This is a genomic window from Bradyrhizobium sp. MV1.5 (assembly GCF_055807615.1).
Genome location: NZ_JBVVPL010000048.1, coordinates 1 through 15,764, shown reverse-complemented (window position 1 = coordinate 15,764; position 15,764 = coordinate 1). Strand labels below are relative to the sequence as shown.

General features: G+C 63.6%; 14 protein-coding genes. 3 read left to right on the top strand and 11 right to left on the bottom strand.

Going from position 1 to position 15,764, the window contains the following annotated elements; genetic code table 11:
- Positions 1-6: 6 nt before the first annotated feature.
- Positions 7-468: a carboxymuconolactone decarboxylase family protein gene (locus AC0L2J_RS29995; RefSeq protein WP_473395405.1), complete on the top strand. Its 462-nt coding sequence runs from the start codon at positions 7-9 to the stop codon at positions 466-468.
- Between the two features lie 158 nt (positions 469-626).
- On the opposite strand, the gene AC0L2J_RS29990 is transcribed toward AC0L2J_RS29995, so the two are convergent.
- The 6 genes from AC0L2J_RS29990 to AC0L2J_RS29965 all read right to left on the bottom strand — a co-directional run bounded on the left by AC0L2J_RS29990 (position 627) and on the right by AC0L2J_RS29965 (position 6,393).
- Positions 627-1,487 (bottom strand): D-amino-acid transaminase, encoded by an 861-nt coding sequence (locus AC0L2J_RS29990; RefSeq protein ID WP_473247264.1) that lies wholly within the window; start codon positions 1,485-1,487, stop codon positions 627-629.
- 201 nt (positions 1,488-1,688) lie between these two features.
- The gene (locus AC0L2J_RS29985; protein ID WP_007615073.1) at positions 1,689-2,420 is read right to left on the bottom strand and encodes an amino acid ABC transporter ATP-binding protein; all 732 of its coding nucleotides are present in this window, start codon (positions 2,418-2,420) and stop codon (positions 1,689-1,691) included.
- Positions 2,421-2,428: 8 nt separating this feature from the next.
- Positions 2,429-3,121, bottom strand: a complete 693-nt coding sequence (locus tag AC0L2J_RS29980) for an amino acid ABC transporter permease (RefSeq protein WP_007597029.1) — start codon at positions 3,119-3,121, stop codon at positions 2,429-2,431.
- A gap of 4 nt (positions 3,122-3,125) precedes the next feature.
- Positions 3,126-3,857, bottom strand: a complete 732-nt coding sequence (locus tag AC0L2J_RS29975) for an amino acid ABC transporter permease (protein WP_007615077.1) — start codon at positions 3,855-3,857, stop codon at positions 3,126-3,128.
- 115 nt (positions 3,858-3,972) lie between these two features.
- On the bottom strand, positions 3,973-4,884 hold the full coding sequence (locus AC0L2J_RS29970; protein ID WP_035975248.1) for an amino acid ABC transporter substrate-binding protein: 912 nt from the start codon (positions 4,882-4,884) through the stop codon (positions 3,973-3,975).
- A gap of 99 nt (positions 4,885-4,983) precedes the next feature.
- On the bottom strand, positions 4,984-6,393 hold the full coding sequence (locus tag AC0L2J_RS29965; protein ID WP_473395404.1) for a M20 family metallopeptidase: 1,410 nt from the start codon (positions 6,391-6,393) through the stop codon (positions 4,984-4,986).
- A 240-nt stretch (positions 6,394-6,633) separates the two neighbouring features.
- On the opposite strand from AC0L2J_RS29965, the gene AC0L2J_RS29960 reads away from it, so the two are divergent.
- The gene (locus AC0L2J_RS29960; RefSeq protein WP_473395403.1) at positions 6,634-8,013 is read left to right on the top strand and encodes an LLM class flavin-dependent oxidoreductase; all 1,380 of its coding nucleotides are present in this window, start codon (positions 6,634-6,636) and stop codon (positions 8,011-8,013) included.
- Between the two features lie 150 nt (positions 8,014-8,163).
- Here the strand turns inward: AC0L2J_RS29960 and AC0L2J_RS29955 are convergent, their stop codons facing one another.
- From AC0L2J_RS29955 to AC0L2J_RS29935, 5 genes are all read right to left on the bottom strand, one after another.
- Positions 8,164-9,825, bottom strand: a complete 1,662-nt coding sequence (locus AC0L2J_RS29955) for a thiamine pyrophosphate-binding protein (protein ID WP_473395402.1) — start codon at positions 9,823-9,825, stop codon at positions 8,164-8,166.
- 105 nt (positions 9,826-9,930) lie between these two features.
- A complete protein-coding gene (locus tag AC0L2J_RS29950; RefSeq protein WP_473395401.1) occupies positions 9,931-10,434 on the bottom strand; it encodes a GFA family protein in 504 nt (167 codons plus the stop codon).
- Between the two features lie 156 nt (positions 10,435-10,590).
- Positions 10,591-11,718, bottom strand: a complete 1,128-nt coding sequence (locus AC0L2J_RS29945; RefSeq protein WP_473395400.1) for an alkene reductase — start codon at positions 11,716-11,718, stop codon at positions 10,591-10,593.
- 157 nt (positions 11,719-11,875) lie between these two features.
- Positions 11,876-12,739 carry an outer membrane protein gene (locus AC0L2J_RS29940; RefSeq protein ID WP_473395399.1) on the bottom strand — a complete coding sequence of 288 codons (864 nt, stop codon included), beginning with the start codon at positions 12,737-12,739 and terminating at the stop codon, positions 11,876-11,878.
- Between the two features lie 204 nt (positions 12,740-12,943).
- Positions 12,944-14,440, bottom strand: a complete 1,497-nt coding sequence (locus tag AC0L2J_RS29935) for an aldehyde dehydrogenase family protein (protein WP_473395398.1) — start codon at positions 14,438-14,440, stop codon at positions 12,944-12,946.
- A 198-nt stretch (positions 14,441-14,638) separates the two neighbouring features.
- On the opposite strand from AC0L2J_RS29935, the gene AC0L2J_RS29930 reads away from it, so the two are divergent.
- A complete protein-coding gene (locus AC0L2J_RS29930) occupies positions 14,639-15,484 on the top strand; it encodes an SDR family NAD(P)-dependent oxidoreductase (RefSeq protein ID WP_473395397.1) in 846 nt (281 codons plus the stop codon).
- Positions 15,485-15,764 lie beyond the last annotated feature (280 nt).

Here is a 15,764-nt window from a genome sequence, read left to right as displayed (position 1 = left end):
ACGACCATGAAACCCCGCATGAATTTCTACCAGGCCGCACCCGACACGATGAAAGCCCTGATGGCACTGGAAGAGCAGATCCAGTCGACGGGCCTGGAGAAATCGCTGATCGAGCTCGTCAAGATCCGCGCGTCGCAGATCAACGGCTGTGCCTTCTGCATCAACATGCACACCGAGGACGCCCGCAAGCGCGGCGAGACCGAGCAGCGCATCTATCTGCTCAACGCATGGCGCGAATCCCCGCTCTACACCGACCGCGAGCGCGCGGCGCTGGCCTGGACGGAATCAGTGACGCTGATCTCCGAGACGCATGCGCCTAATGACGTCTACGAGCAGGTCCGCGCGCAATTCTCCGATGCGGAGACGGTGAACCTGACCATGCTGATCGGCGCCATCAATGCCTGGAACAGAATCGCGATCGCGTTCCGTGCGGTTCATCCGGTAAAGGTGAAGGCGTCAGTGGCGTGAGATGCTGACGCATGAGGCCAAACTGCCTCAATACATTCGACTGTCATGCCCCGGCTCGACCGGGGCATCCAGTACGCCGCGGCTTCTCGAGTCCAGCACTCCCGTCACGGAGTACTGGATCGCCCGGTCAAGCCGGGCGATGACACCGAGCGTGTGGCTTAAACCGCCGTCGCCTTGGCGAACTCCACGTAGATCTCGCGCAGCCGCATCGCCATCGGGCCGGGCTTGCCATCGCCGACCTTCTTGCCGTCGATCGCAACCACCGGCTGGACGAACAGCGATGCCGAGGTGGCAAAGGCTTCCTTGGCGGCGAGCGCCTCGGCGACCGTGAAGGAACGCTCCTCGATGCGGAGCTGACGCTCTTCCGCCAGCGCCACCACCGCCTTGCGGGTGCAGCCCGGCAGGATCGCGTTGGAATTCTTGCGGGTCACGATGACGTCGTCCTTGGTGAGAATGAACGCCGAGGACGAGCCGCCTTCGGTGACGTAGCCGTCTTCCAGCATCCAGGCTTCGCCCGCGCCGGCCTCGGCCGCGGCCTGCTTCGCCAGCACTTGCGCGAGCAGTGCCACGCTCTTGATGTCGCGCCGCTCCCAGCGGATGTCGGGCACGGTGATCACGTTGATACCGGTCTTGGCCGAGGCTGCGTTGATGATGTCCTTCTCCGACGTGAACATCACCAGGCTCGACTTGACGTCGCCCTTGGGAAAGGCGAAGTCGCGGCCCTTGTCGGCGCCGCGGGTGACCTGGAGATAGACGAGGCCGTTCTCGACCTTGTTGCGCGCGATCAGCTCCTTCTGGAGTTCGGTGATGCGCTCGACCGTCTCGGGCAGCTTCAGCTGGATCTCGCCGACCGAGCGCTCCAGCCGCGTCAAATGCGAGGCATTGTCGATCAGCTTGCCGTCGAGCACGGCCGAGACCTCATAGATACCGTCGGCAAACAGGAAGCCGCGATCGAGGACCGAAATTTTGGCGTCCGAGAGCGGGACGAATGAGCCGTTGACATAGGCGATCGGATCCAAGGCAGGTCTCCTGGGGGAAAAGGGATTTTGTGCGCTTATACGCCAGTTGCCGCGGCCGATCACCCCTCTATTCGTCATTCCGGGGCGGCGCGAAGCGACGAGCTTTGATACGCAATTGCGCATCTGAGAATCCATAGCCACCAGTCGGGGATATGGATTCCCGGACCGCGCCAAGAGGCGCGTCCCGGAGTGACGCGAGAATTAATGCGACAGGATCTTCGACAAGAACTTCTGCGCGCGGTCGCTGCGGGGCTTGCCGAAGAAATCGTCCTTGGGGGCGTCCTCGACGATCTCGCCGCGGTCCATGAAGATCACGCGGTTGGCAACCTTGCGGGCAAAGCCCATCTCGTGGGTGACTACCATCATGGTCATGCCCTCATGGGCGAGGTCCACCATGACGTCGAGCACCTCGCTCACCATTTCGGGGTCGAGCGCCGAGGTCGGCTCGTCGAACAGCATGACAATGGGATCCATTGCGAGCGCGCGAGCGATCGCCACCCGCTGTTGCTGGCCACCGGACAGGTTCGCGGGATATTTTTGCGCCTGTTCCTTCAGGCCGACGCGCTCCAGCAGTTGCATGCCTTTTGCCAGCGCCTTGTCGCGCGACCGGTCGAGCACCTTCTGCTGTGCGAGACAGAGATTATCGATGATCTTCAGATGCGGAAACAGCTCGAAGTGCTGAAACACCATGCCGACACGCGAGCGCAGCTTGGGCAGATTGGTCTTGGGATCGTTGACCTTGGTGCCATCGACGCTGATGTCGCCTTTCTGGAACGGTTCCAGCGCGTTGACGCATTTGATCAGGGTCGACTTGCCTGATCCCGACGGGCCGCAGACCACGACCACCTCGCCCTTGGAGACGCTCGTGGTGCAGTCGGTCAGCACCTGGAAGCTCGGGCTGTACCATTTGTCGACGTGGCTGATCTCGATCATGACAGACTCTATCGAATGATGGCGATGCGCGCCTGCAGGCGGCGAACGCCGAAGGACGCAACACAGGAAATGGTGAAGTAGACGATTGCTGCGAACAGATACATTTCGACCAGACGGCCGTCGCGCTGCGCGACCTTGCTTGCCGCACCGAGGAAATCGGTGATCGACAGCACGTAGACCAGGGAGGTGTCCTGGAACAGCACGATGGTCTGCGTGATCAGCACCGGCAGCATGTTACGGAAGGCCTGCGGCAGCACCACGTAGCGCATGGTCTGGGCGTAGGTCAGGCCAAGCGCGTTGGCTGCGGCCGGCTGGCCGCGCGAGATCGACTGGATGCCGGCACGCATGATCTCGGAGAAATACGCGGCCTCGAACATGATGAAGGTGATGAGCGAGGATGCGAACGCGCCGACGCTGATCGGGCGCGACGCGCCGGTCACCCACTGCCCGATATAGGGCACCAGGAAGTAGAACCAGAAGATCACCAGCACCAGCGGCAGCGATCGCATGAAGTCGACATAGACCCCGGCGATGCGGCCCAGGATCTTGAAGCCCGACAGCCGCATCAGCGCGATGGCCGTGCCGAAGATCAGACCGCCGAGCGCCGCAAGCCCCGTGAGCATCAGCGTGAACGTCATGCCCTCGTAAAACAGATAGGGCAGTGCGCGACGGATAACCTCGAAATCGAAATTGCTGAACATGGTGCTATTTCCCCGTGATGTAGCCGGGGATCGCGACGTAGCGCTCGAGGAAGCGCATTGCGGTCACGACGACGGCGTTGACGAGGAGATAGAGAAGGGTCGCGGCGGTGAAGGCCTCGAACACCTGGAACGAGAATTCCTGCATCGAGCGCGCCTGTCCAGTCAGCTCAAGCAAGCCGATGGTGATGGCCACAGCCGTGTTCTTGATGGTGTTGAGGAACTCGGACGTCAGCGGCGGCAGGATGATGCGGAACGCCATCGGCAGCAAAATGTAGCGATAAGCCTGCAAAGTCGTCAGGCCGAGCGCGGTCGCCGCCATCTTCTGCCCGCGCGGGAGCGATCCGATGCCGGCTTGCAACTGCACGGCGACGCGCGCCGACATGAAGAACCCGATGCCGATCGCGGCCGTCCAGAACGGCGCATTCGGCAGCTGCTTCAGCCAGAGGCCGGCAGCTCTCGGCAGCAGTTCCGGCAGCACGAAGAACCACAGGAAGAGCTGCACCAGCAGCGGCATGTTGCGGAAGAATTCGACATAGGCAAAGCCGAACCAGTACGCCCCCTTCGACGGCAGCGTGCGCATCACGCCGACGATCGATCCGGTGATCAGTGCAATGATCCAGGCGAGCGCACCCGTCTTGAGGGTCAGCACCAAGCCCGACAACAGCATGTCGAGATAGGTGCCGGTCCCCATCGGGTTCGGCTGGAAAAAGATTCCCCAGTTCCAGTTATAGTTCACGTGTCCCCCGCGCGAACGCGCCAGTCATGGATGTCCCGGCGCCTATGCAAATGTCCGGCCACCTTGGAGTCAAGGTGGCCGGACACGATCCGGATCGAAAGATCGCGGTTGTAGCTTACTTATAATCGTCCGGGTTCGGCGAGTCCGTCGGCTTGGCAAATTCGTTCTTCAGCTCGGCCGAGATCGGCGTGTTGAGATTCAGGCCCTTCGGCGGGATCTTCTGCGTGAACCACTTGTCGTAGATCTTCTGGCCCTCGCCGGAGGTGTAGAGCGCAGCTGTCGCCGCGTCGACAACCTTCTTGAAGGCCGCGTCGTCCTTGCGCAGCATGATGCCGTAGGGCTCAGGCTTGGAGAACGCGTCCTTGGAGATGACGTAGTCAGCGGGCGACTTCGAGCCGGCAACGAGGCTCGCGAGCAGGATGTCATCCATCACGAAAGCCACAGCGCGGTCGGTCTCGACCATCAGGAAGGCTTCGGCGTGGTCCTTGGCCGGGATGATGTTTGCGCCGAGGCTTTTTGCAACATTGGCCTCGGTGAGCTGCTTGATGTTGGTGGTGCCGGCGGTCGAGACCACCGTCTTGCCCTTGAGATCGTCGATCGCCTTCAGGCCGCTCGACTTCTTGAACACGTAGCGGCTGGCGGTCAAATAATGGGTGTTGGTGAAGGCGACCTGCTTCTGGCGCTCGGCATTGTTGGTGGTCGAGCCGCATTCGAGGTCGATGGTGCCGTTCGCCATCAGCGGAATACGCGTCGCCGAGGTCACCGGGTTGAGCTTGACCTCGAGCTTGTCGAGCTTGAGCTCCTTCTTCACGGCGTCGACGATCTTGTAGCAGATGTCCATCGCGAAGCCGATGGGCTTCTGGTTGTCGTCGAGATAAGAGAACGGGATCGAGGAGTCGCGGAAGCCGAGCGTAATGGCGCCGGTGTCCTTGATGTTCTTCAGCGTACCGGTCAGCTCCTCGGCCCCGGCCTGGCTGACGGCGAAGGTCGCGGCGAGCGCGAGGCCGATGCTACGGAAATGTTTCACTTTTTGGTCCCCTTTCAGGATGATGCCGGCGGGATGCAAGCACAAATTGGATTGGAATAGAATGTGACTTTTGGCTGGATCACGGCTCCGGTTAACGGCTCAGGCCGGTGGGCGCGTTAGCGGGCTTGTTAGCGCGCTTGGCAATTCCCCGAGATCCCAGAACAGGCCGGCCATCACCGTCAAGGCCTCTTCGGTCAATGGCAGCAGGATGTGCTCATTGGGCGCATGCTGGGAGCAGCCGGGATAGGAGTGCGGCACCCAGATCGTCGGCAGGCCCAATATCTCGGAAAACACGTCATTGGGCAGCGAGCCGCCGAAATTCGGCAGCACGGCCGGCGGCTTGCCTGTGGTCTCCTTCACCGAATTCGCCGCCCATGTGATCCAGGGGCTGTCGAAATCGGTGCGCGATGCCGCGAAGCTCTGTGCGGCCCGCACTTCGACCATCGGAAAACCCCTTTCGGCCAGGTGCGCACGGACGGCTTCGATCAGGCCGTCGATCTTGGTGCCGACCACGAAACGCAGTTGCAGCACGGCATTGGCGTGGCCGGGAATGGCGTTGGCCGGCTTCTCGATATTGCCCGACGACATCGCCAGCACTTCGAGCGTGTTCCAGGCATAGAGCCGCTCGGCCGCCGAAAGACCCTCCTCGCCCCAATTCTCGGCCAACGCCGGCTCGTCCTCGGTCGGCACCACCTGCACGTCCGCAAGATAGCTGCGGATCTGGTTGGTGAGGCGCGGCGGCTTCAGCGCGTCCAGCTGAAGGCGGCCGTGGCCGTCGACCAGCGTCGAGATCGCGTTGACCAGAATGGTCGCGGGGTTGGCGAGCACGCCGCCCCAATTGCCGGAGTGATGGCCGCCGTCGCGAAGGTTCACATCGAGATGAATGCGGATGCCGCCACGGCAGCCGAGGAACAGGGTCGGACGGTCGGCGGACAGGCGCGGCCCGTCGGAGGCCATGAACAGATCGGACTTGAGCGCATCGCGATTGAGATCGCAGACCTTGCCAAGATCCGGCGAGCCGATCTCCTCGCCCATCTCAAGGATGAACTTGGCGTTGAAGCCGAGCCTGCCGCCGCGGGCCTCGCGCACCGCGCGAAGTGCGGCCATGTTGATGCTGTGCTGGCCCTTGTTGTCGGCGGTGCCGCGGCCGTAGACTCGCATGCCCGAAACCGTGGTGCGCCAGGGATCGCGGCCGTCGCGCCACTCGCCTTCCATGCCGTCGACGACATCGCCATGGCCGTAGATCAGCACGGTCGGCGCCGTCTCGCTCTCGTGGTGCTCGGCGAACAGGAACGGCGCCTTGCCGCTGGGAGATTCGATCATCCGGCTTTCGAAATCGAGCGCGGCGAAAGCGGGCACCATCTCCTGTTCCAGATAGGCGCGCAGCTCGACACTCCGGTTCGGATTCTGGCTCTCGGTCCGGTAGGCGACGCGGCGGTCGAGTTCGGCGAGGAACGCGCCCGATTTGAAATCGTCGCGGGCGCGGGCGATGGCATCGGCTCTGGTCATTATTTTCTTTTTAGGTTGCGAGGCGAAGGAGCATACCCGATACGGGCAGGCCTCCGAAAGTGGCGGGGACTTCGATAGTCTTGGGATTTCGTCCTTGCTCTCTTGAGATTGGCTTGCCAAGCGCGGCAGCGCCGCTGATTTTGGCCTTGCCAACGTCGCGCTATATGCAAGAACTTCGCCAAGTTCGGGCGCGGCTCTATCATTCGAAGAGTGCCCGGTACAGGGCGCCGGGGGACCATCATGGCCAAGCAGATCAGGCTCAATGCATTTGCGATGAATTGCGTCGCACACCAATCACCGGGCCTGTGGACCCATCCGCGCGACCGCACCGCCGAATATAACCGCCTGCCCTATTGGATCGATCTTGCCAAAACGCTGGAGCGCGGCCGTTTCGACGGGCTGTTCCTGGCCGACGTGCTCGGCGTCTATGACGTCTACGGCAACAGTCCTGACGCAGCCTTGCGCAATGCAGCCCAGTCGCCCTCGAACGATCCGCTGCTGCTGCTGTCGGCAATGGCGGCGGTGACGCAGAATCTCGGCTTCGGCGTCACCAGCAATCTCTCCTTCGAGCCGCCCTATCCGTTCGCGCGGCGGATGTCGACGCTCGATCATCTCACCGAGGGACGGATCGGCTGGAACGTTGTCACCGGCTATCTCGACAGCGCCGCGCGCGGCGCCGGCAAGGACAAGCAGATCGGTCATGACGACCGCTACGAGATCGCGGACGAATATATGGAGGTCGTCTACAAGCTCTGGGAAGGCAGCTGGGAGGACGACGCCGTGCTGCGCGACCGCAGGCGTGGCATCTTCACCGATCCCACAAAGGTCCATCGCGTCAACCACGAAGGCGCGAACTACCGCATCAACAACACCATCCATTTGAGCGAGCCGTCGCCGCAGCGGACGCCCGTGCTGTACCAGGCCGGCACCTCGCCGCGCGGACGGCAGTTCGCGGCACGGCATGCCGAATGCGTGTTCATGTCGGGACCGTCGGCCAAGGTGATCGCGCCGCGCGTATCGGCGATCCGTCAGGAGGCCGCCGCGTTCGGCCGCAATCCGGCGGAAATCCTGATGTTCTCGATGATGACGATCATCCTCGGGCGGACCGAGGCCGAGGCGAACGAAAAATACACCGACTATCGCCGCCACATCAGCCCGGAGGGCGCGCTCGCGCTGATGTCGGGATGGACCGGAATCGACTTCTCCGGCTACGAGCTCGATCAGCAGGTGCGCCATGTCCAGAACGACGCCGGTCGCAGCGCACTCGATAACGTCACCCGCGCCGATCCAGATCGCGTCTGGACCGTGCGCGATGTCATCGAGCATGTCGGCGTCGGCGGCGCCGGTCCCGTCGTGGTCGGCACGCCGGAGATGGTCGCGGACAAGATCGAGGCGTGGTTCGAGGCAACCGATGTCGATGGCCTCAACGTCGCCTTCGCGATCTCACCCGGCGATTTCGAAGACATCGCCGACATGCTGGTGCCGGAGCTGACGCGGCGCGGGCGGTACAAGGCGGAGTACGCGCAGGGCACGCTACGGGAGAAGCTGTTCGGCGAGGGGCGTGCACGGCTGGGTGCGCCGCATCCGGCGGCGGGGTACCGGGTGGGGAAAACGGCATAAATTGTGCCCCCTCGGTGTCGTCCCGGCGAAGGCCAGGACCCATAACCCCGGGAAGCAATTTGGCGAAGACGGGTCGTTCGGGACCGGCACCACCCGCAGTCGATAGATCACGCGGTATGGGTCCTGGCCTTCGCCAGGACGACAGTAGGGCTACACCTTCCCGTCCACCATCACCTCGATCAGCTTGGTTCCGGGCCGGCCAAACGCCGACGCCAGCGTCGCCTTCAACCCGCGGGGGTCGCTGACCTTGATCGCCTCGCATCCCAACGCCTTCGCCACGCCCGCGAAATCCACCGGCGGATCGACAAAATCCATGCCGACGTAATTGTCGTCGCCATGGAAGGCGAGCAGACGCTGCTTGATGATGCGGTAGCCGCCATTGTTGGCAATGACCACATTGAGCGGCAGCTTGTGATGCGCCGCCGTCCACAGCGACTGGATCGAATACATCGCGCTGCCGTCGCCGGAGAAGCAGACGACGGGGCGATCGGGATTGGCGATGCTGGCGCCGACGGAAGCCGGCAGGCCCCAGCCGATGCCGCCGGAAGCAAGGCCGTGATAGCCGAAGCGGTCGCGGTGCGCACGCAGCGCCGTGATCTGGCGGCTCGAGGTGAGGCCTTCGTCGAAGAGGATGGCGTTGTCGGGCATCGCCTCGACCATTTGCAGCACCAGCCAGTCCGGATCGATGGGGCTGCGGTCGGCGGCCTTGCCGATCTGCTCGACCAGCGTGGTGCGCCGCGCAGTCCAGTTCTTCGGCGCGAGCTCGGCGAGACGTTGCTTCGCGCGGTTCGCCAGGGCAGCGCCGCCGATCTCCTTCAGCACCGGGATCAGCGCACGCAGCGTTTCCTTCAAATCCGCCTTAAGCGCGATCTCGGCACCGTAGTTCTTGGCGATCTCCCAATCGCCGAGACCGATCTGCACGATGCCAAGGCCCTCCGGCAGCGCATCGACCTCGCTGTAGACCGACATCCGCAAGGGATCGCCGCCGAGCGCGATCAAGAGGTCGTACGGCGCAAGCGTCTCGCGCGCGACTTTCTGGACACGTGCCAGCGTGCCGACGAAGCTCGGGCTCTCCGAGAGGAAGTGCGAGCCATAGGGCGTCGACGATTGGTACGCGGCCGCACCCAATAGCTCGGCAAGCTCAGCGGCCTCCTTGAGCGCATCGCTTTTGACCACCTCGTCCATGGTGACGATCACAGGACGTTCGGCCCTGAGCAGCCGCGCGGCGAACGCCTTGAGTGCCTCGTCCGATGGCCTTGTGCGGGCGTCGATGCGGGTGGAGCGGCCGAGATCGATCCCGGCCTCGCTGTTGAGGATGTCGCCGGGCAACGAAATGAACACCGGCCCGGTCGGCGGCGTGGTCGCGACTTTTGCGGCGCGGCGCACGATGCGCGGCAGATCCTCGAGCCGCGTCACCTCGACCGCCCATTTCACCAGCGGCTCGGCCATGCGCACCAGCGGTCCGTACAGCACCGGCTCCATCAGGCCGTGGCCTTGCTCCTGCTGGCCCGCGGTCAGGATCATCGGCGTGCCTGTGAACTGGGCGTTGTAGAGCGAGCCCATCGCGTTGCCGAGGCCGGGCGCGACATGGACGTTGCAGGCGACGAGCTTTCCGGAGGCGCGGCTATAGCCATCCGCGATCGCCACCACCAGGCTCTCCTGCATCGCCATTACATAGGTGAGATCAGGATGGTCCTTCAGCGCGTGCATGATCGGCAGCTCGGTGGTGCCGGGGTTGCCGAACAGATGCGTGATGCCCTCGTCCTTGAGCAGCGCGAGAAAGGCGGAGCGGCCGGTGATCTTGTTCTTCATGTTTCCTCCAGAGGCGGACGTTGCCGCAAGGACGGGCGCATGATGGCCGAAATCGCGGGAGGCGCGCAAGGAAGAGCGGTCATGGCTGCGTTGCGCGGGCGTGCGCTACATCTCCTCGCGCCCCAGCTCGAACGGGTCCTCGCCGCTCGTCCGCTTCTTTTTTTTCGAGCGCTGCCAGACCACACCGGGAAAGCCTTTCAGCGGTACCAGCGGCTCGCCGGTATAGGTCCATTCCTGCAGCTCCTCGATCGCGATGTGATAGAGCGGCTGGCGGCCGGTGCGTTCCCTAAACAGCGCACGGGGGATGTTGACCATATGCGGCCCGCGCGGGCGCTCATATGCGATCGGCGTACCGCAATGCGCGCAGAAGCTGCGCGCGGTCTTCGTTGTCTTGTCCTCGTAGCGCGTCAGCGCCGTCTTGCCTGCGGTGATGCGAAACCGCTTCTTCCAGCTTCCGACATAGGTCGCATAGGCGGCGCCGTGGGCGCGACGGCTGGCGGCGGAGTGATCGTGCCAGGCCCAGCGTGCGGGGACGTCAATCTCGAAGGTAACCTTGCCGCAGAGGCACTGCCCGGTGGCAACTCCTGCGGCGGCTGCGGCTTTGGCCATGGTTGCTTCCCCCATCGGTCGCAATGACGGAATTCGTGGCGTCCGTCGGGGCAACACGATAACTCCGTAGCCCGGGTGAGCGAAGCGACATCCGGGAAGACCAGAGCTTGGGTGAAGGCCCCGGATATCGCTTCGCTCATCCGGGCTACAGCAATGTCAGACCGGCGTCAGCTCGTCATACGCGGGATAGTCCGTATATCCCTTTTCCTCGCCACCGTAGAACGTCGCACGGTTATACGGCGTGAGAGAGTAATCGTGCTGCAGGCGGCGCGGCAGATCGGGGTTGGAGATGAAGATGCGGCCGAAGGCGATGAGGTCGGCATGTCCCTCCGCGATCGCGGCGTTCGCGGTCTCGCCCGTGAACCCGCCTGCCGTCATCAGCACGCCGCTGTAGAGCGGGCGGAACAGCAGCATTGCCGACGGCACGTTCTGCCAGTTGACTTCGGCGCGCCCCGAGCCGCTGGAGCGCGGCTCGATGAAATGCAGATAGGCAAGACCGAGCTTGTCGAGCGCCTTCACCACGTGCGTGTAGAGCGGCATCGGATCGGGCTCGCCGGAATCATTGGCGATGCCGTGGGGCGACAGCCGCACGCCGACGCGGCCCGCGCCCCAGACGTCGATCGCGGCCTGGGTCACTTCGAGCAGAAGCCGCGCGCGGTTCTCGATCGAACCGCCATATTGATCGTTGCGCTGGTTGCTGCGTGATTGCAGGAATTGCTCGAGCAGATAGCCGTTGGCGCCGTGGATCTCGACGCCGTCGAAGCCGGCGGCCAGCGCGTTTTTCGCACCCTGCCTGAACGCCTCGACGATGCCCTTGACCTCGTCCGTCTCCAGCGCGCGCGGCGTCTCATAGTCGGAGATCTTGCCGTCGGCGGTCATTGCCTTCATGCCTTCGGCCCTGATCGGGATCGCCGAGGCAGAGACCGGCAGCTCCCCGCCGTGGAAGGAGGAATGCGAGACGCGGCCCACATGCCAGAGCTGGAGAAAGATGATGCCGCCCTTGGCGTGCACGGCGTCGACGACCTTGCGCCACCCCGCGATCTGCGTCTCCGAATAGATGCCGGGCGTCGCCGGATTGCCGCGGCCGTGCGAGAGCACGGGCGAGGCCTCGGCGATGAGCAGGCCGCCTCGGGTGGCGCGCTGACCGTAATATTCGGCGTTGAGCGGCCGCGGCGAAAAGCTCTCGCGCTCGGCCCGCATGCGCGTCAACGGCGCCATCGCGACGCGGTGCGCGAGCTTGTACGGCCCGACCTGCAGCGGTTGAAACAACGCCTCGAATTTCATGCCGGCCCCAAAATGAACGATGAGAGGACGAGGATCATAGGAGAAAGGCTCGCAGCTCGGAAGCTGCATGGGGGAATGGCTGGCCAGCCAAAAGAGGCGGGGAATAAAAAAAGCCCCGGGCCGAGCCCGGGGCTTGTAGTCTGTTCAGAATTGCAGGTCAGTATTTTGCGACGACCGCGCCTGCGCCGAACTTGTAGTTCAAACCGACGCGCGCGATGTGGCCCGAGAAATTCGCGGTTGAGTCAAAGCCGCGTGCCGGGCCGGGCGTGAAAGGGAACAGCGGATTGAAGATGGTGTAGCTCTCGCTGCCGAGATCGTAGTAGAGATATTCGAGCTTGACGCTCCAGTTCGACGCAAAGCGGTACTCGCCACCGCCGCCGACCGTCCAGCCCACGCGCCAGCTTTCCACCGCGCCGGCGCTACAGATTACATTGAGGCAGGGCGTGCCGCTCGCACCCGTGGGATCCACGATCGACGTCGACGCCTTGACGTGCCCATAGGCAAGACCGCCGGTCGCGTACAGCAACAAGTCGGGCACGACGGTAGCACCGATCCGGCCTCGCACGGTCCCCAACCAGTCGACCTTCTGATCTTGCGTGGTCATGATCGTCGGGAAGACCGGCAAGGTTCGGGTCACCGTTGAGCTACCCTTGATGTCGGCCGCCGCGATATCGGCTTCGACGCCCCACACCAACGAGCCCGTCTGCACATTGTAGCCGGCCTGCAAGCCGCCCATCACGCCACGCGCGTTTGTTGCCAGCGAAGCAGGGACAAGGCCGCCCGCCAGTGCGACGTCGAGCACGCCGGCGGTGAAGACCGGATCATGCGGCGCGAGATCGTTCGCACCATCGCCCCACCCATATCCGACATTCACGCCGGCGTAGAAGCCCGACCAGTTGTAGGCGACGGGCAGTGGCGAGGCCTTGTACGCCGGCGCACGTGCGGTCATGTCGGCCGCGAGCGCGGGGTACGCCGAGGCGACGCCCAAAGCCACAAACACGATCGGAGCAAAGCGAAGCATTATCGATATTCCAATTCCGAAGATTGACGGTGACCAGAACTAACCGGCCAACATTCGAAATGGGATAGCAAGTCTTGTAAAATCGCGGACGACGCGCGCTTTCAAACCGCTTGTAGCGTCCGGGCAACAACCTTTGGTCGCCGCAAGCGGACTCGCGTCGCAGCAGGCAAGACTCGACCGCTGAAGTCCGGACGCGATGGCGCGTCAGGCCGTCTTGATCCAGACGGCCTTCACGTTGAGATATTCCTCGACGTGCTGCTTGCCGGATTCGCGGCCGTAGCCGCTCATCTTGTAGCCACCGAAGGGGACGGCCGGGTCCATCGCTTGGTAGCAGTTCACCCACACCGAGCCGGCACGCAGACTCTTCGCGACCGCATGCGCCTTGCTGACGTCCCGCGTCCACAGGCCCGAGCCGAGACCGAACGTGGTGGCGTTGGCGCGCTTGACCAACTCGTCCATGTCCTTGAACGCGATCGCAGAGATGACGGGACCAAAAATCTCCTCCTGCGCGATCCGCATATTGTCCTGAACGCCCGCGAACACTGTTGGCGACACGAAGAAGCCTTTTGCAAGCGCGCCTTCAGTGACGCGGCCACCGCCAGCGAGCGCCCGCGCGCCTTCCTTCTGGCCGATGTCGAGATAGCTGGTGACGCGCTCGAGCTGCTGCTCGGACACCAGTGGTCCGATCTGGGTGTTGGGATCGAGACCGTTGCCGACCTGCAGTTTCTTGCCGAACTCGGCGACGCGGCCGACGAACTCCTCGTAGATCGACTGCTCGACGAACAGCCGGGTGCCGGCGCTGCAGATTTGCCCCGAATTGGCAAACACGGCCATCGCGGCGCCCGGCACGGCCGCATCGAGATCGGCATCCGCGAACACGATGTCCGGCGACTTGCCGCCGAGTTCGAGCGAGACACGCTTGAGGTTGCCGGCCGAGGCACGGATGATCGACTGGCCGGTGACATGCGAGCCGGTGAAGGCAACCTTGTCGACGCCGTGGTGCGAGGCAAGCGCCGCACCCGCGGTCTCGCCATAGCCGGGCACGACGTTGATGACGCCGGGCGGCACGCCCGCTTCCATCGCGAGCTCGGCGATACGCAGCGAGGTCAGCGGCGCTTCTTCGGCGGGTTTGAGCACGACGGTGCAGCCGGTCGCGATCGCCGGACCGATCTTCCAGATCGTCGCAGTCAGCGGACCATTCCAGGGAATGATGGCGCCGACGACGCCGATCGGCTCCTTCAGCGTGTAGGAGAAGATCTCGCCGGGCAGCGAGTTCTCGATGGTCTCGCCGTGAATCGCGGTGGTCTGGCCGGCATAATAGCGCAGCATGCCGACGGCGCGCAGGCGATAGGCGCGGGTACGGCTGAGCGGCGCGCCCATGTCGAGCGTGTCGAGCTGCGACAATTCGTCGAAATTCTTCTCGACGAGGTCTGCAAGCTTCAGGAGCAGGTTCTGCCGCTCGAACGGCTTGACCTTGCTCCACGGCCCTTCGAAGGCGCGGCGGGCGGCAGCAACTGCACGGTCGATATCTTCCTTGTCGCCCTCGGCCACGGTTGCGAGCAGTTCACCGGTCGCGGGGTTATGGGTCTCGAAGCGCTTGCCTGAGGCAGCGTCGACCCACCTCCCGTCGATCAGCATCTGCTTGTAGGACCCATTGGCGAACGGATGGCGCGTGATCGGAATAGCCTGCGACACAGCCATGGCTGAACTCCCTGTCAAATGATTGATTGGTTCGATCTGGGCGGGATCGTTGGGTCGATAGAATACTGCGATGCCGGACAGGCGTAAAGGAAAGGCATAAAGTCGGCGCGGAACGAAGACCTCCCATGCCGACTTGTGCAGGGTCGCGCGAGTGCCATGTTATAGCACGACCGAGCCCCCTCCCCCGGAGAACGATCCATGCCGCATCCCGCCATCGTCAAAGACAATGTTGCCGTAATCACCGGCGGCGCGTCCGGGATCGGATTCGCCGCGGCTTTGGCGTTCGCGCGCGATGGCATGAAGGTATGTATCGCCGATGCGGATCAGGCGCGGCTGGCGGACGCCGCGACAAGACTCTCATCCGTCACGTCCGCCACACATGTGATGACCTTCGCGATTGATGTCAGCAAGGCCGAGAGCGTGACGGAACTGGAGGGCGCCGTGCGCGAGCGCTTCGGCGGCACCGACATCCTCATGAACAACGCGGGCATCCAGCCCGGCAGCACGCTGTTCGGCGAACCCGACAATTGGCAGCGCATCATCGGCGTCAATATGTGGGGCATCATCAACGGCTCGCGCATCTTCGCGCCCAACATGATCGCGCGCGGCAGGGCCGGCCTCATCATCAACACCGGCTCGAAGCAGGGCATCACCACCCCGCCCGGCGATCCCGCCTACAACGTCTCCAAGGCCGGAGTGAAGGCTTTTACCGAAGCGCTCCAGCACGAGCTGCGCAACACTGCAGATTGCCACATCACCGCGCATCTGCTGATTCCCGGCTTCGTCTTTACGGGCCTCACCGCGAAGGGCCGGACAGAGAAGCCGGCCGGCGCCTGGACGGCCGAGCAGACCGTGAACTTCATGTTGGCGCGGTTGGAGGCCGGCGATTTCTACATCCTGTGTCCGGACAACGACGTCCCGCGCGCGCTCGACGAAAAGCGCATGCTGTGGGCCGCAGGCGACATCGTCGAGAACCGCCCGCCGCTGTCACGCTGGCACCCGGATTATGCGGATGCATTCGCGAGGTTCGTGAAGGGAGAGTAGTTGATCCTCATGGTGAGGAGCGCGGAACGCGCGTCTCGAACCATGCAGGCCCGGTTGGGGCCTCGATCCTTCGAGACGCCCGCTTGCAGCGGGCTCCTCAGAGCTTGAGAATGTTTTGCTCCCGCCGGGAGAGTTTTGCATTGCCTGGAGAGCGGTGACCCCAAGGTTTTCAGCTGAACCGGCCCGCTGATGGGGGCTTTGTAGGCGCCTGTTGGTGCGGGCTCGCCTATTTATGCCGCTTGCGCCTTGGCGTGTAAGGCGAAGAAGCGCATCATGTTGT

Bases quoted from the DNA above. Each gene is read 5' to 3' on its own strand.
- AC0L2J_RS29995 (WP_473395405.1), top strand. From the start codon at position 7: ATGAAACCCCGCATGAATTTCTACCAGGCCGCACCCGACACGATGAAA.
- AC0L2J_RS29935 (WP_473395398.1), bottom strand. From the start codon at position 14,440: ATGGCTGTGTCGCAGGCTATTCCGATCACGCGCCATCCGTTCGCCAAT.
- AC0L2J_RS29940 (WP_473395399.1), bottom strand. From the start codon at position 12,739: ATGCTTCGCTTTGCTCCGATCGTGTTTGTGGCTTTGGGCGTCGCCTCG.
- AC0L2J_RS29985 (WP_007615073.1), bottom strand. From the start codon at position 2,420: ATGATCGAGATCAGCCACGTCGACAAATGGTACAGCCCGAGCTTCCAG.
- AC0L2J_RS29955 (WP_473395402.1), bottom strand. From the start codon at position 9,825: ATGAAGAACAAGATCACCGGCCGCTCCGCCTTTCTCGCGCTGCTCAAG.
- AC0L2J_RS29945 (WP_473395400.1), bottom strand. From the start codon at position 11,718: ATGAAATTCGAGGCGTTGTTTCAACCGCTGCAGGTCGGGCCGTACAAG.
- AC0L2J_RS29960 (WP_473395403.1), top strand. From the start codon at position 6,634: ATGGCCAAGCAGATCAGGCTCAATGCATTTGCGATGAATTGCGTCGCA.
- AC0L2J_RS29950 (WP_473395401.1), bottom strand. From the start codon at position 10,434: ATGGCCAAAGCCGCAGCCGCCGCAGGAGTTGCCACCGGGCAGTGCCTC.
- AC0L2J_RS29930 (WP_473395397.1), top strand. From the start codon at position 14,639: ATGCCGCATCCCGCCATCGTCAAAGACAATGTTGCCGTAATCACCGGC.
- AC0L2J_RS29980 (WP_007597029.1), bottom strand. From the start codon at position 3,121: ATGTTCAGCAATTTCGATTTCGAGGTTATCCGTCGCGCACTGCCCTAT.
- AC0L2J_RS29965 (WP_473395404.1), bottom strand. From the start codon at position 6,393: ATGACCAGAGCCGATGCCATCGCCCGCGCCCGCGACGATTTCAAATCG.